This is a genomic window from Streptomyces sp. NPDC058464, from assembly GCF_042721035.1.
Classification (GTDB): domain Bacteria; phylum Actinomycetota; class Actinomycetes; order Streptomycetales; family Streptomycetaceae; genus Streptomyces.
Genome location: NZ_JBHXMA010000022.1, coordinates 121,773 through 136,786, shown reverse-complemented (window position 1 = coordinate 136,786; position 15,014 = coordinate 121,773). Strand labels below are relative to the sequence as shown.

At 72.0% G+C, this 15,014-nt stretch carries 13 protein-coding genes; 8 read left to right on the top strand and 5 right to left on the bottom strand.

What is annotated here, in order from left to right:
* Nucleotides 1-103 precede the first annotated feature (103 nt).
* Nucleotides 104-1,855 carry an MFS transporter gene (locus ACFWPQ_RS27625; RefSeq protein ID WP_384040164.1) on the bottom strand — a complete coding sequence of 584 codons (1,752 nt, stop codon included), beginning with the start codon at nt 1,853-1,855 and terminating at the stop codon, nt 104-106.
* A 204-nt stretch (nt 1,856-2,059) separates the two neighbouring features.
* Here ACFWPQ_RS27625 and ACFWPQ_RS27620 point away from each other — a divergent pair, with 204 nt between their 5' ends.
* The 4 genes from ACFWPQ_RS27620 (at nt 2,060) to ACFWPQ_RS27605 (ending at nt 6,312) form a co-directional block, all read left to right on the top strand.
* Nucleotides 2,060-3,259: a lipid-transfer protein gene (locus ACFWPQ_RS27620; RefSeq protein WP_384040161.1), complete on the top strand. Its 1,200-nt coding sequence runs from the start codon at nt 2,060-2,062 to the stop codon at nt 3,257-3,259.
* 76 nt (nt 3,260-3,335) lie between these two features.
* Nucleotides 3,336-4,766: an MFS transporter gene (locus tag ACFWPQ_RS27615; RefSeq protein ID WP_384040158.1), complete on the top strand. Its 1,431-nt coding sequence runs from the start codon at nt 3,336-3,338 to the stop codon at nt 4,764-4,766.
* Nucleotides 4,767-4,954: 188 nt separating this feature from the next.
* On the top strand, nt 4,955-5,494 hold the full coding sequence (locus ACFWPQ_RS27610) for a SigE family RNA polymerase sigma factor (RefSeq protein WP_384040155.1): 540 nt from the start codon (nt 4,955-4,957) through the stop codon (nt 5,492-5,494).
* Nucleotides 5,494-6,312 (top strand): hypothetical protein, encoded by an 819-nt coding sequence (locus ACFWPQ_RS27605; RefSeq protein ID WP_384040153.1) that lies wholly within the window; start codon nt 5,494-5,496, stop codon nt 6,310-6,312. Before ACFWPQ_RS27610 ends, ACFWPQ_RS27605 begins: the two co-directional genes overlap by 1 nt.
* 25 nt (nt 6,313-6,337) lie before the next feature.
* Here the strand turns inward: ACFWPQ_RS27605 and ACFWPQ_RS27600 are convergent, their stop codons facing one another.
* Entirely contained in the window at nt 6,338-6,970 is a 633-nt protein-coding gene (locus ACFWPQ_RS27600; RefSeq protein WP_384040341.1) for a response regulator, read from the bottom strand.
* A 262-nt stretch (nt 6,971-7,232) separates the two neighbouring features.
* Here ACFWPQ_RS27600 and ACFWPQ_RS27595 point away from each other — a divergent pair, with 262 nt between their 5' ends.
* Nucleotides 7,233-8,804, top strand: a complete 1,572-nt coding sequence (locus ACFWPQ_RS27595; protein WP_384040150.1) for an alpha-L-arabinofuranosidase B — start codon at nt 7,233-7,235, stop codon at nt 8,802-8,804.
* Here ACFWPQ_RS27595 and ACFWPQ_RS27590 read toward each other — a convergent pair.
* Nucleotides 8,782-10,062: a sensor histidine kinase gene (locus ACFWPQ_RS27590; RefSeq protein ID WP_384040148.1), complete on the bottom strand. Its 1,281-nt coding sequence runs from the start codon at nt 10,060-10,062 to the stop codon at nt 8,782-8,784. The genes ACFWPQ_RS27595 and ACFWPQ_RS27590 overlap by 23 nt on opposite strands.
* A 277-nt stretch (nt 10,063-10,339) precedes the next feature.
* Between ACFWPQ_RS27590 and ACFWPQ_RS27585 the strand changes: the two genes are divergently transcribed.
* From ACFWPQ_RS27585 to ACFWPQ_RS27575, 3 genes are read left to right on the top strand one after another with little or no spacing between them, the layout of a single operon-like run.
* On the top strand, nt 10,340-11,197 hold the full coding sequence (locus ACFWPQ_RS27585; RefSeq protein ID WP_384040145.1) for a MaoC/PaaZ C-terminal domain-containing protein: 858 nt from the start codon (nt 10,340-10,342) through the stop codon (nt 11,195-11,197).
* A 37-nt stretch (nt 11,198-11,234) separates the two neighbouring features.
* A complete protein-coding gene (locus ACFWPQ_RS27580) occupies nt 11,235-12,311 on the top strand; it encodes a Zn-dependent alcohol dehydrogenase (protein ID WP_351709674.1) in 1,077 nt (358 codons plus the stop codon).
* A 14-nt stretch (nt 12,312-12,325) separates the two neighbouring features.
* Complete coding sequence (locus ACFWPQ_RS27575; RefSeq protein WP_384040141.1) at nt 12,326-13,276, top strand: 3-oxoacyl-ACP reductase; 951 nt, start codon at nt 12,326-12,328, stop codon at nt 13,274-13,276.
* A gap of 121 nt (nt 13,277-13,397) precedes the next feature.
* On the opposite strand, the gene ACFWPQ_RS27570 is transcribed toward ACFWPQ_RS27575, so the two are convergent.
* Nucleotides 13,398-13,550, bottom strand: coding sequence for a hypothetical protein (locus tag ACFWPQ_RS27570; protein ID WP_383701824.1), 153 nt, complete (start codon nt 13,548-13,550; stop codon nt 13,398-13,400).
* 95 nt (nt 13,551-13,645) lie between these two features.
* Nucleotides 13,646-14,899, bottom strand: a complete 1,254-nt coding sequence (locus tag ACFWPQ_RS27565; protein WP_384040137.1) for a hypothetical protein — start codon at nt 14,897-14,899, stop codon at nt 13,646-13,648.
* Nucleotides 14,900-15,014 lie beyond the last annotated feature (115 nt).

The window sequence follows — 15,014 nt, the reverse complement described above, 5'->3', positions numbered from 1 at the left end:
GGCAGACGGCAGACGGCACATCGCGGCACGTCCCAGCGCAGCGCTCCGGCCCCATAGCAAGTGGGGGCGGCCCCGGACTACTCGCGGCCACCCCCACGGAGTGCTACGCGCTGACCGTCTCCCCCGGCAGCGCCAGGTCCAGGTCGACCGCGCGGTCGTCCCCGGCGTGGGTCGCCGACGAGGCGAGCGGACCGTGGCCCGCGGCCTTCGCGGCCAGGACGTACGCCCCCTCGGCCGGCACCGCGAGCGCGTACGTGCCGTCCTCGGCGGACAGCGTCGCCCCCGCCTGCCGCCCCCGCCGGTCGATCAGGGTCACCTTGGCGCGGGCCACCGGCCCGCCCGCGGCGTCCAGGACCCGGCCGCGGAAGCCCCGCAGCACCTCCTCGGCGCCCGCGAGCACGGCGTCCTCCTCGCTGCTGGCCCGCAGCTGCGTGTGCTGGGCGACCTCGGCCGGCCGGCTCCGCCTGGGCAGCAGCAGGGCGAGCACCAGGCCCACCGCGACCGCGCCCGTGGCGATCAGGAACGAGACCCGGAAGCCGTGCATGGTCGGGACGGCGACACCGCCCACGTGGTTCGCCGTGTTGGCCAGCACCATGCCGATGACGGCGCTGGACACGGACGTACCGATGGACCGCATCAGCGTGTTGAGGCCGTTCGCCGCGCCGGTCTCCGAGGCCGGGACCGCGCCGACGATGAGCGCCGGGAGGGAGGAGTAGGCGAGGCCGATGCCGGCGCCGAGGACGACCGCGATGACCAGGCTCTGCCAGGCCGCGCTCATCAGGCCGAGACCGGCGCCGTAGCCGATGCCGATGATCAGCATGCCGAGGATCAGGGTGGTCTTCGGGCCGTACTTGGCGGACAGGCGGGCGTAGACCGGCGCCGTGAACATCATCGTCAGGCCCAGGGGAGCGACCAGCAGACCGGCGGTGACCATCGACTGGCCGAGGCCGTAGCCGGTGGCCTTCGGGAGCTGGAGCAGCTGCGGCAGGACCAGCGAGACGACGTAGAAGCTGACGCCCACCATGATCGAGGCGAGGTTCGTGAAGAGCACCGCCGGGCGGGCCGTGGTGCGCAGGTCGACCAGCGGGGCGGAGTGGCGCAGTTCGAAGACGCCCCAGAGGAGGAGGACGGCCACCGAGGCGGCGAACAGGCCCAGCGTGGTGCCGGACGACCAGCCCCAGTCGCTGCCCTTGGTGATGGGCAGCAGGAGCAGCACCAGACCGGCCGACAGGCCGATCGCGCCGGCCACGTCGAAGGAGCCCTCCGCGCGCATCGGGGATTCCGGTACGACGAGGAAGGTCAGGGCTATGGAGAGCACGCCGAGGCCGGCCGCGCCGTAGAACAGGGCGTGCCAGTCCATGTGCTGGGCCACCAGGGCCGCGGCGGGCAGCGCGAGGCCGCCGCCGACGCCGATCGAGGAGCTCATCAGGGCCATCGCCGAGCCGAGCTTCTCGCGCGGCAGCATGTCGCGCATCAGGCCGATGCCCAGCGGGATCGCGCCCATGGCGAAGCCCTGGAGGGTCCGGCCCGCGATCATCGTGAGCAGGTCACTGGTGAGCGCGCTGACCAGCGCGCCGACCACCATCACGGCGAGGCTCAGGACCAGCATCCGCCGCTTGCCGTAGAGGTCGCCGAGGCGACCCATGATCGGGGTGGCGACGGCGCCCGACAGCAGCGTCGAGGTCAGGACCCAGGTGGCGTTGCTGGGTTCGGTGCCCAGCAGCTGCGGGAGGTCCTTGATGACCGGAACGAGCAGGGTCTGCATCACCGCGACCACGATGCCCGCGAAGGCGAGGACCGGGACCACGGCCCCGCTCGCGCCCCGGGTGGGCTGGTCGGTCGTCGTGTGCGTCATTGAGTGGGGCCTCCGGGCCGAGAGAGTGACGGAAGGTGGTGACGGAGAGGGAGCCGTAGCGGGTTAAGTGCAAGGTAAACCTCGTATGCACAGGCAACTATTCCGTTGCTTCGAGCTGCTAACGAATCCTTGACCGTCCCATGGGTTTCTGATCCGCCGTCAGGGTCTGGCCTGTTTGTGGAACGTGTTCTAATCTCCCGCGTCATGGCTGCTGTGAAGGCGTATGTCGCCGGGGTCGGAATGACCAAGTTCGAGAAGCCCGAGAGTCGGGACTGGCAGTACTGGGACATGGTCCGGGAGGCCGGTGGCTCCGCGCTCGCCGACGCCGGGATCACCTACCGCGAGGTGGAACAGGTTCCCGTCGGCTACTGCTTCCAGCCCTCCACCGCGGGCCAGCGCGCCGCCTATGAACTGGGTCTCACCGGCGTCCCCGTCTACAACGTCAACAACAACTGCGCCACCGGCGCGACCGCCCTGATGCTCGCCCGCCAGCTGGTGGAGGGCGGTGCGGCCGACTGCGTCCTCGCCCTCGGCTTCGAGAAGATGAAGAGGGGCGCGCTGGGGAGCGGGGCCGACGATGGCGACTTCTCGACCTCCCCCGTCGCCCGGCACTACGGCGTCATGGCCGCCCGGCACGGCTTCGAGATGACCCCGCCCACCGCGCAGATCTTCGGCGACGCGGCCCGCGAACACATGGAGCGGTACGGCACCACCGAGGCGCAGCTCGCCGCCGTGGCCGCCAAGAACCACCGGCACTCCGCGGACAACCCGTACGCCCAGTTCCAGGACGTGTACGACGTCGCCGGCATCCTCGCCTCCCGCACCGTCCACCGCCCGCTCACCAAACTCCAGTGCTCGCCCACCTCCGACGGCGCGGCGGCGGCCGTGGTCGTCTCCGAACGGTTCGCCGAACGGCGCGGGCTCACCGGGCTCGTCGAGATCGTCGCGCAGGCGATGACGACCGACACCGAGGAGTCCTTCGCGTCCGGCTCGTGCGTCGACGTCGTCGGACAGCCGATGTCCCGGGCGGCGGCCCGCCAGGTGTACGACCGCGCCGGCCTCGGCATCGAGGACGTCGACGTGGTCGAACTGCACGACTGCTTCTCGGTCAACGAGCTGCTGACCTACGAGGCGCTCGGCATGTGCGCCGTCGGCGAGTCGGGCAAACTCGTGGAGTCCGGCGCGACCACGTACGGCGGGCGCTGGGTGGTGAACCCGTCCGGCGGGCTCATCTCCAAGGGGCATCCGCTGGGCGCGACGGGACTCGCGCAGACCGCCGAACTGGTGTGGCAGCTGCGCGGCACGGCCGGCGACCGGCAGGTGCCCGGCGCCCGCGTGGGGCTCGCGCACAACATCGGGCTGGGCGGGGCGGCGGTGGTGACGCTGTTCCGGCGGGCGGGGTAGGGCCAGGGCGTACGGCCGGGGACCGAGGCCGGGTGGGCCGAAAAGCCGATGCAAGGACCGTAACCGGCTTGAGAGCATGACGCCCATGCTCGAAGCCGCGGACACCTCGCACATATCCCGCCGTATCGCGCCCCCCACCTGGCTCGTGGTGTCGCTGGCGTGCGCCGGGCAGTTCCTGGTCGTGCTCGACGTGTCCGTGGTCAACGTGGCGCTTCCGTCGATGCGCGCCGACCTGGGGCTGAGCGCCTCCGGGCTGCAGTGGGTGGTGAACGCGTACGCCATCGCCTTCGCCGGGTTCATGCTGCTCGGCGGGCGGGCCGGCGACCTGTACGGCCGCAAGCGGATGTTCCTGGTCGGGCTCGGCCTGTTCACGCTGGCCTCGCTCGGCGGCGGACTCGCCCAGGACGGCTGGCAGCTGCTGCTCGCCCGCGCCGTGCAGGGTCTCGGCGCGGCGGTCCTCGCGCCCTCGACGCTGACCCTGCTCACGGCCGCCGTGCCGGAGGGGCCCGCCCGGGCGCGGGCGATCGCCACCTGGACGGCGGTCGGCGCCGGGGGCGGCGCGGCCGGCGGACTGGTCGGCGGGGTGCTGGTGGACGTGCTGTCCTGGCGCTGGGTGCTGCTGATCAACGTGCCGGTGGGCGCACTGGTCCTCGCCGGGTCCGTGCGGTGGCTGACGGAGAGCCGGGCCGGCGACGGCCGGCGCCTCGACCTGCCCGGCGCACTGCTGGTGACAGCGGGCCTCGGCACCCTGGCGTACGGCATCTCGCAGACCGAGGGGGCCGGCTGGACGGCGGCCCGGACCCTGCTCCCGCTCGTCGCCGGACTCGCGCTGCTCGGTCTGTTCCTGTACGTCGAGGCGCGTACGGCGGCCCCGCTGATGCCGCTCGGACTGCTCGGCCGGCGGCCGGTGGCGTCGGCCAACGCGGCCATGCTGGTGTCCGGTTCGGCGATGTTCTGCATGTGGTACTTCATGACGCTCTACGCCCAGAACGTCCTCGGCTACACCCCGCTGGAGGCCGGTCTCGCCCTGGTGCCCAGCTCGGTCGCGGTGCTCGTCGGCTCCAAGACGGCGCCGCGGCTGATGCGGCGGGCGGGGGCGCGGACGGTGGCGGTGACCGGCACCCTGGTCGCGGCGACCGGGTTCGCCTGGCAGTCGACGATGGGCGCGCACGGCTCCTATGCGACGGCCATCATGTTCCCCGGCATCCTGATGCTGCTCGGCGCGGGCCTGGCCGCGACCCCGCTGGCCGCGCTCGCCACGTCCGGGGCGGCGCCGACGGAGGCCGGGCTGCTCTCGGGGCTGGTCAACACCTCCCGCACGATGGGCGGTTCGCTGGGGCTCGCGGTGATGTCGACGGTCGCGGCGGCCCGGACGGGCGGGGCGGCCGGGGCGACCGCCCTGACGGAGGGGTACGCGGCCGTCTTCCGCGCCGGCACCGGGGTGCTGCTGGCCGGGGCGGTGCTGATGCTGCTGTGGCTGCCGCGCCGGACGGTCTTCGCGAAGTAGGCCGGGGCGCCGTCGCGACGTGGGCCGGTGGGCTGCGGCGACGTGGGCCGGTGGGCTGCGGCGACGTGGGCCGATCGACTGCCGCGTAGTGGGCCGATCGACTGCCGTGTAGTGGGCCGGAGAATTCTGGCGCGGGGGGCAACGGTCCGGGCGGCTCGTGGACTCCTTCTTACATCTAGGAGGTGCCCATGGGGGAGCGGAAGGACGCTCGGAACGAGGAGTTCCAGAGCTTCATGATCGGCCGCTGGCCGCGGCTGTTGCGTACGGCATTTCTCCTCACGGGGGAGCAGCACGCCGCCGAGGACCTGGTCCAGTCGACGCTCGAACAGGTCTTCGTGGCCTGGCGGAGGGTCGGCTCGGCCGACGACCCGGAGGCGTACGTGCGGCGCGTGATGATCAACGCGCACGCGCGCAGGCACAGAAGGAAACTCAAGGAGTTCCTCGCGCCGAAGGACGACTCGGGCCTGGTGCGCGAGGTGCCGGACACGGGAGACCGGATCGCCCAGGCCGACGACCGCAGCACCCTGCTCAAGGCGCTCGCCGAGCTGCCGCCACGGCAGCGGGAGGCGGTGGTGCTGCGCTACTGGGAGGACCTGACGGAGACCCAGGCGGCGGAGGCGATGGGCTGCTCGGTCGGCACGGTCAAGAGCAACGCGGCCAAGGGGATCGCGAAACTCCGTGCCATACCGGGACTGGCCGAGATGGTGACGCAGGGAGGGCGTAACTGATGAGCGGGAACCGGGAGAACCACGGCATGACACAGACGGAGTCGGACATCGCCCTCCTCCTCGCGGACGCCGCGGACGAGGTCGAGATCGGTATAGCCCCCGTCCAGTCGGTGCTGCGCGGCGGGCGTCGGCGCCGGGCACGGCGATGGGCGATGGCGGCGGCCACGGCGGTGGTGGTGCTGGGCGGATCGGCGGGGGCCACGCTGGCGTTCGCGGGGCTGCCCGGGGAGCACCGGACACAGGTTGCGGCACACCCGGCATCTCCCGAGGCGCGGCATGTGTACGAGCCGCAGCGGACCGAGCTGGCGCGGGGGACCTACCAGGGCAAGGAGTGGAGCGTCAGCGTCCAGGTGTGGGGAGCGCCGCGCAACGAGACGGAGGCGGACCGGCAGTTCGACGCCATGGCCGAGCTGGGGCTGAAGCCGGCGGATGCCCGCAAGCCCGCCGACCTGATCGGCAAGGTCTCGTTCTTCGCGACCCGGGGCTGGGGTGAGGAGCACGCCCAGCAGGTCATGTTCAACACCGTCCGCACACTGGAGTCCTACGCCGGCACGGACCTGGAGTCCATCGCGACCCGGTTCTCGTCCGACCCCGCGAGCTCGGGGCGGCTGGTGATCGGCATGGTCGCCAAGACCGCCCAGGAGGTCACCTGCGACTGGAAGGACGGGCGGACCAGCGTGGCCCGCCCCGCCGTGGGCTTCTCGGCACACGACGACGGAAACGCGATCCGCGCGGTCGGCGGCTTCCCGACGGCGAACTGGTTCGTCTGCGTGGCCCCGCAGGGCACGGCCTACCAGTCGGCGGAGGTGACGAAGTAACGCCTTCGGCCGACCTGCCCGGAGGTCACAGCCACCCCTGCTGCCGGGCCTCCCGCACCGCCTCCGCGCGGTTGCGGGTGCCGGTCTTGCCGATCGCGGCGGAGAGGTAGTTGCGGACCGTCGACTCCGACAGATGCAGCTTCGCCGCGATGTCGGCGACGGTCGCGCCGTCCACCGACGCCTTCAGCACGTCGCACTCGCGGGCGGTGAGCGGGCTCGGCCCGGCGCTGAGCGCGGCCGCGGCGAGCGCCGGGTCGACCACGGTCTCCCCGGTGAGCACCCGCCGGATCGCCTGGGCGAGTTCCTCCACCGGACCGTCCTTGACGAGGAACCCGGCCGCCCCGGCCTCCATCGCCCGGCGCAGATAGCCCGGCCGCCCGAAGGTGGTGAGGATCAGCACCCGGCAGTCCGGTGCCTGCTCGCGCAGCTCGGCCGCCGCCTCCAGGCCGCTGATGCCCGGCAGTTCGATGTCGAGGAGGGCCACGTCGGGCCGGTGGGCCAGCGCCGCGTCCGTGATGGCGTCGCCCGTCCCGACCTGGGCGACGACCTCGATGTCCGGCTCCATCCCGAGCAGTAAGGCGAGAGCCCCGCGCATCATCCCCTGGTCCTCGGCGAGCAGCACCCTGATGGACTTGGCGGGCCGGTGGTCCCGGGGCATCTCGTTCGCAGGCTCGTACACAGCCCAAGCCTAGCTCCGGACCCGGCCATTAAAGAGTGGTTATTGTTCCGCGCCGCAGGGCTTGACGGCGGTTGACCGTGCTCAAACAATCACCTCTGCAATTCCCTGAATGACCGGCGAATGGTCGGTATTTCGACAGCTGAATAGGTTCGGTATTTCGATCGAACAACGTTCGGGATACCGGACGGCAAGCACCCGCACCGCCCTACGAGGAACCAAGAAGAGGTGCACCGTGTTCTCAGTGCCTGCACGAGTCCTGCGCTCCTGTCCGCCGCGCGTCAGGAGAGCCGTGCTGTCCGCGCTCGCGGCGTTCGCGACCGTCGCCGCGCTCGTCGTCGGGGCCGGCGCCCCCGAGGCGGCCGCCGCGAGTTCGCTGCCCTGTGACGTCTACGCCGCCGCCGGCACCCCGTGCGTCGCCGCGCACAGCATGGTCCGGGCGCTGTACTCGTCGTACAGCGGCTCCCTCTACCAGGTGCAGCGCGCCTCGGACAGCGCCACCGCCAACATCGGCCTGCTGGCCACCGGCGGCTACGCCAACGCGGCCGCGCAGAACTCCTTCTGCGCCGGTACGACCTGCATCATCACCAGGATCTACGACCAGTCCAGTAAGCACAACGACCTCACGGTCGAGGGTGCCGGCGGGGCCGGCGCGGCCGATGTCGGGGCCCCCGCGGACGCGCTGCCGGTGACCGTCGGCGGGCACCAGGTCTACGGCCTGGAGATCTCGGCCGGCATGGGCTACCGGGACAACTCGACCTCGGGCGTCGCCACCAACGGCGGTGCCGAGGGGATGTACATGGTCACCTCCGGCACCCATGTCAACGGCAGCTGCTGCTTCGACTACGGCAACGCCGAGACCAACAACAAGGACACCGGCAACGGCCACATGGACGCCATCAACTTCGGCACCGAGTGCTGGTTCTCGCCCTGCTACGGCTCCGGCCCCTGGGTGCAGGCGGACCTGGAGAACGGGCTGTTCCAGTCCAACCTCGGCTACAGCACCAACTCGTCCAACACCGGCACCGGCGCGATACCGTTCGTCACCGCGTTGCTGAAGAACAACGGGCAGGACCATTTCGCACTGAAATGGGGAAACGCGCAATCGGGCGGTCTCACCACCACCTATTCCGGCAGTGAGCCCAGCACCAGCAGCGGTTACTCCCCGATGCACCAGGAGGGCGCGATCGTCCTCGGCACCGGCGGCGACAACAGCAACGGCTCCATCGGCTCGTTCTTCGAGGGCGTGATGACCTCCGGCATCCCGACCGACGCCGCCGACGACACCGTCCAGTCCAACATCGTCTCCGTCGGCTACGGCGGTGCGACCGGCTCCACCGGCACCCTCGGCTCCGCCTCGGAGATCTCCCTGAAGGCCACGACGTCCTGCTGCACCGCCGACTATGTGCGCCACCAGAACAACGCCGGCGTGCTGTCCGCCATCACCTCCGGCAGCTCCGCCCTGGACAAGGGCGACGCCACCTGGATCGTCCGCCCCGGCCTCGCCGACAGCTCCTGCGTCTCCTTCGAGTCCCGGAACTACCCCGGCGACTACCTGCGGCACTACAACTACAAGATCTACCGGCAGCCCATGGACGGCACCACCACGTATCGGCAGGACGCCACCTTCTGCCCGACGACCGGCAAGAGCGGCACGGGCACGTCCTTCGCCTCGTACAACTACCCGACGAAATACCTCCGCCACTACAACTACAACCTCTACATAGCGAGCGACGGCGGTTCCAACGCCTGGGACAGCGCCACCTCGTGGACCGACGACGTGAGCTGGGTCGTCAGCTCGCCGTGGGCGCCGTAGGAGCCGTGTGAGCCGTCGAGGCCAGCAGCTCCAGCGCCTCGGTGGGGAGTTCCGCGGTGACCGTGAAGCCGCCGCGCGGCGCCGGGCCGGCCCTCAGGGAGCCGCCCGCCGCCGCGAGGCGCTCGGTCAGCCCCTGCAGACCGGTGCCGCCGATGCCCTCCCGGCAGGGCTCGGCGGCCACCGCGCCCGGGCCGTCGTCGGTGACCGTCAGCCGGGCCCGCCCGGCGGCGCCGTCGACGGTGATCTCGCAGCGCGTGGCGCCGCTGTGCCGGACCACGTTGGTGACCGCCTCGCGCACCACCCAGCCGAGCAGCGTCTCGGTCTGCGGGGCGAGCGGCGCCCCCGACTGCCGGACCGCCGGCTCGACGCCCGCCGCCTTGAGGGCCGAGCGGGCCCGGGCCAGATCGGCGGCCAGGCTGCCCTCCCGGTAGCCGGTCACCGCCTCCCGGATCTCGGTCAGCGCCTGCCGGCCGACCGACTCGATGTCGGAGATCTGCGTCAGCGCCGCGTCCAGGTCACGGGGCGCGACCCGGCGGGCCGCCTCCGACTTCACGACGATCACCGAGAGGGTGTGCCCGAGCAGGTCGTGCAGATCCCGGGAGAAGCGCAGCCGCTCCTTCTCCACCGCCCGCCGGGCCAGCTCCTCGCGCGCGGCGCGCAGCTCCCGCACGGCCTCGGAGAGGGAGAGGATCGCGGCGGTGATCATCGTCGACAGGAAGGTGCCGTAGGCGATGGTGATGGCGTCGGAGCCGTCCCGGTACCAGGAGACCGCGCCGGCGAAGCAGGCGAGCAGGATCCCGGCGCGGCCCAGCCAGGGCCCGCGCAGCACCGCACCCGCGGCGAGGCCGAGCAGCGGGAAGAACATCAGCCAGTTGCCGCCGTAGCCGAGGGCCAGGCCGGTGGTGAGCAGGCCCATCAGCAGCAGGGCGACGCGGGTGGAGGTGGACTGCCGGGCCTCTTTGCGGAAGGAGCGGAAGGTCACGTAGATGTACAGGGAGTTGAAGGCGAGCAGGCCCAAGCCGCCGATCAGCGGGTTGGCCGTCTTGCCCTGGAGCAGGTTGGACAGGGAGCCCATCCCCATCAGCAGCCAGGGGAGCAGGGCGAACCCGGAGGGCGGCGGGCCCGCGTGCTCGGGCACCTCACCGTTCTTCCGGGCCGCCTTCTGCTGCTCCTTGAAGTGGTCCATCTCCTCCCGCCACTGCGCCCGCGCCGTCCGCCAGGCCTCGGTCTGGCACCTCATCTGCTGCCGCCACGACATCTCGTTCTCCCCCGATCCGTACTCCAGTCCGGCGCTACGACCCTACGGAAGGCCACGCTCCTCCGGCAGAGGCGGATGTACGGCGTCGGGCAGGACAAATGTCCCGGCCGGGCAGCGCCATATCTGACACGACGTCAGGAGCCTTCACAAGTGCGGAGCGCTGGGCTATACAAGGGGCGCTGGACTGGAACGCGTTCTAGACGCGCCCGTGGACGACCTCGGTGCGGCCGACGGTGCGGACGGCCGTGCCGAGGTCTTGAGACACCTCAGGAGCCGTATGCCCATCGACGCAGCCAAGGCCCTCGCCGCCGAACCCCGGTCGGGGGAGATCGGCTGGGAGCGCCGGGACGTCCAGCTCTACCACCTCGGCATCGGCGCGGGCCGCCCCGCCACGGACCCCGACGAACTCCGCTACACCCTGGAGACGCGGCTGCACGTGCTGCCCAGCTTCGCCACCGTCGCGGGCGCCGGCTCGCCCGGGGTGATCAGCGGACTGTCCATGCCCGGCGTCGACGTCGACCTCGCCAAGGTGCTGCACGGCGGCCAGTCCCTCATCCTGCACCGCCCCATCCCGGTCGCGGGCACCGCCACCGCCACCGGCCGCATCGCCGCCGTGTACGACAAGGGCAAGGCGGCCGTCCTGGTGATGCGCACCGACGTCGCGGACGCCGACGGCCCGCTGTGGACCAACGACGCGCAGATCTTCGTACGAGGAGAAGGCGGCTGGGGCGGCGACCGCGGCCCCTCGACCCGGCTCGACCCGCCCGCGGGCGAGCCCGACCGGACCGTCGAGCGCCCGATCCGCGAGGACCAGGCCCTGCTCTACCGCCTCTCCGGCGACTACAACCCGCTCCACGCCGACCCCGACTTCGCCAAGCGCGCCGGCTTCGACCGGCCCATCCTGCACGGGCTGTGCACCTACGGCATGACGCTCAAGGCGGTCGTGGACACGCTGCTCGACGGGGACGTGAGCCGGGTGCGGTCGTACGGGACGCGGTTCGCGGGCGTGGTGTACCCGGGGGAGACGCTGCGCATCCGCATGTGGCGGGGCGACGGGCAGGTCCGGGTCGCCGTGAGCGCCGTCGAGCGGGAGGACGCGCCGGTCCTCGCCGACACGATCGTCGAACACTCTTGATCAGTTGAGCAGCTGAGCAGTTGAGGGGAGCCGCACCATGCGCGCAGCCGTACTGCACGAGATCGGCCAGGAGAAGCTGGACGTCCTCGACGACGTCGAGGCGGTGGGATTCGGGCCCGGCAGGGTGCGGATCCGGGTGCGCGCCACAGGGCTGTGCCACTCGGACCTGTCGGCGATGAGCGGGGTGCTGCCGCAGCCGGGACCGTTCGTGCCGGGCCACGAGGGCGCGGGCGAGGTCCTGGAGGTGGGGGAGGGCGTCACCCGGGTCAAGCCCGGCGACCGGGTGGTCGTCTGCTGGCTGCCGGCCTGCGGTGCCTGTCCCGCCTGCAGGCGCGGGCAGACCGAGCTGTGTCTCGCCGGGTTCATGAACGCCGGCACCCCCAACTTCCGGCGCCCCGGCGGAGACGTCTTCGGCTTCGCGGGCACCGGCACCTTCACCGAGGAGGTCGTGGTCGACGCCGGGTGCGCGGTGCCGATCCCGGACGACGTGCCCTTCGACATCGCCGCGCTGATCGGCTGCGGGGTCACCACCGGACTCGGCGCGGCCCTCAACACGGCCGATGTGGAGGCCGGTTCGTCGGTCGCCGTCATCGGCTGCGGGGGCGTCGGGATCTCGGCGATCCAGGGGGCACGGCTCAAGGGCGCGGCCGAGATCGTCGCCGTCGACCCGGTCGAGTCGCGGCGCGAGTCGGCGCTCCGGTTCGGGGCGACGAAGGCGGTCTCGCCCGACGAACTGCCCGGCGCCAAGCAGGAGGTCACCGCGGGCGAGGGCTTCGACTACGTCTTCGAGGTCGTCGGCAAGTCCGCCACCGCCCGGACCGCGTACGAGAACACCCGGCGCGGCGGCACCCTCGTGGTCGTCGGCGCGGGCGCCATGGACGACTTCCTCCAGCTCAACATGTTCGAGCTGTTCTTCGACGAGAAGCGGATCCTGCCCTCCATGTACGGCGGCGGAGACGTGGTCCGCTCCTACGAGCGCACCATCGCCCTGTGGCGGGCCGGCCGGATCGACCTGGAGGGCCTGATCACCCACCGGGTGCCGCTGGCGGAGATCAACGAGGCCCTGGACCAGATGCGCACGGGCACCGCGCTGCGCACCTGCATAGAGATCTGAGGAGGAGCCGCCGTATGTCGATGCCGGAGAGGCCGCTGGAGGGACTCACCGCGATCGTGACCGGAGCCGGTCGCGGGCTCGGCCGGGCCGAGGCACTCGAACTGGCCCGGCTGGGCGCGGCCGTCGTCGTCAACGACTTCGGCCAGCCGGGCCGGGACGGCTCGGGCGCCGCCTCCGCGGCCCCCGCCGAGCAGGTCGCCGAGGAGATCCGCGCGGCGGGCGGCCGGGCGGTCGCCCACACCGGCGATGTCGCGGACTTCTCACAGGCGCGAGACCTTCTCACGCTTGCGACAACCACCTACGGCAAGCTGGACATCCTCGTCAACAACGCCGGCATCCTGCGCGACCGCATGGTCTTCTCCATGACCGAGGACGAGTGGGACTCGGTGATCAGGGTCCACCTCAAGGGCCACTTCAACACCACCCACTTCGCGGCGGCGCACTGGCGGGAGCGGTCCAAGGCGGCGGGCGGCGAGAAGGTCTACGGCCGGATCGTCAACACCTCCTCCGAGGCCTTCCTCGCCGGTTCCGCCGGACAGCCCAACTACGCGGCCGCGAAAGGCGGGATCGTCGGCCTGACCACCTCCACCGCCCTCGCCCTCGCCAAGTACGGCGTGACCGCCAACGCGATCTGCCCGCGCGCCCGCACCCGGATGACCGAGGACGTCTTCGCCGGGTTCGAGCAGCCCGCCGAGGGACTCGATCCGCTGGCACCCGAGCATGTCGCCCCGCTCGTCGGCTACCTGGCCTCCCCGGCCGCCGAGCGCGTCAACGGCCAGCTGCTGGTCGTCCACGGCGGCATGGTCGCGATCGTCGAACGGCCGCGCGTCCAGGCCAAGTTCGACAGCAAGCAGGACACCTTCAGCTACGACGAACTCGACGCCCTCCTCACCCCGCACTACGCGGACCGGGCGGCGGGGGAGACGTTCGCGGCGGCGGAGGTGCTGGGGCTGAAGCGGCAGTGATATGTCACATAGCGCCGCGGGTGCCATGTGACATACCACTGGGCAGGGCATGAAGAAGGGGGCTCACCAGCCACCCGGTGAGCCCCCTGCCTCTACCTACCTACCTAACTACCTACCCCCGTCAGGCCACCGACTCGGCCGGCTCCGGCTTGCGGTGCCGGCCGCTGGGGGCCGTCTCGCTGTCCTGCCCCGAGACGTGACCGCGGTGCTTGCCGTGGCCGTCCGTTTCCTGAAGGTCGGCGGACAGCGGCTGGGACGTGCTGGCGTCGCTCATCGGAAGAATTCACCCCGTCAACATGATCTTTCTACAGCGCGGTGAGTTTATCGGGCGCACCACGGGGCGTATCCAGGCGGCCACGCCGACCGGTGCTAGTTCGTTACAAGCCGGGCCAACGGCGCCTGCTGCAAGGGCACCGGACGGGCCACGACAGGCCCCGGGGGATCCGGTTCCGCCTGCTCCCCGGGCGTACCCGACGCCCCGGCAGCCGCGCCGTCATGAACCGGATCCCCCGGGCCCGCGTCCCCCGGCCCCCCGTACTCCCCCGTCTCCCCCGAGCCCCCCGCTTCCCCCGTCTCCCCCCAGGGCACCGCCACCGCCGCCACGCCGCACGGGACCTCCCCCGTGGCGTACGGCAGGCGCAGCACCCCGTCCTGCGTCCACAACCCGGCGCCGGACAACCACCCCTCCGGCGCCGGGAGATGGCACATCCTGCGCGCTCTGGGCCGCCAAGCGCCCACCCAGCTGCCGAGCGGGCCGTCGATCCGCAGCGCCACCCCGCAGCTCTCCGGCACCAGCACCTGCCCCGGCTGCACGGCGAACGGCGTCACCACGCAGTCCCGGCACTCCGGCACCCGCAGGCTCTCCGGGAAGCGCACCGGCAGCGTGGAGCCGAGGACACCCCAGCCCAACCGTTCCTGCCCGGGGCTGGGCGCGTCCGAGCCGACCAGGATCAGCCCGCTGTCCGGGTCGGCGAGCAGCAGCCGGTCGTCGCTGTCCGCCGCGATCTGCAGCAGCGGCGACACCTCGCCGCCCCGCTCCAGATCGACCACGACCGCCTTGGTCCGCCCGCCCAGCTCCCGGTCCAGGGCCAGCATCCGCCCGTCCCGGTCCAGCCAGACCCCGCCCGAACACCGCCCCGGCACCACCGCGAGCTGCTCAGGACCGAAGGTCCCGCCCGCCACCAGCCACACCGCGGACGACCGGGGCCCCACGGCGAGCGCATACGCCCGCACACCCCCCGGCGCCGGCGGCAGCAGCCGCAGCGAGGCGCCCTCGTCGGCACCCCCGTCCGGGTACTCCACCGCCCCCAGCGGCAGCTCACCGGTGCCCGGCCCGGTCGGATACAGCAGGGCGAAGTGGTGCCGCCCGTCCACCAGCCGGCGGATGAGCACCCGCCCGTCGCCCATCGGCTGCACCTCCGTGCCCGGCTCCTCCGGCTGGTTGCCGGGCAGCGGAACGGCGTACGGCTCGGGGCCGTCCAGCGTCCACCGCTCCGGGAAGCAGGAACCATCCTGCTGGGCCAGCCGGGCCGCGTACGCCCCGTCCACCGTGATGGTGCAGCCCGCCCCCGGCGCGCTGTCTTCCTCGTCCGCAGCCGAGGGTTCGATCGCACAGGCCGTCATCGTTCGGTCACCTCCGGCCACGAAGCTAGTTTTCGTACGCACAGGCGGGGACCGGCAGACGCCGACTTCACACATACGGGTGCACACTCGGCGATTCGCCTGAGGAAACGGTGGC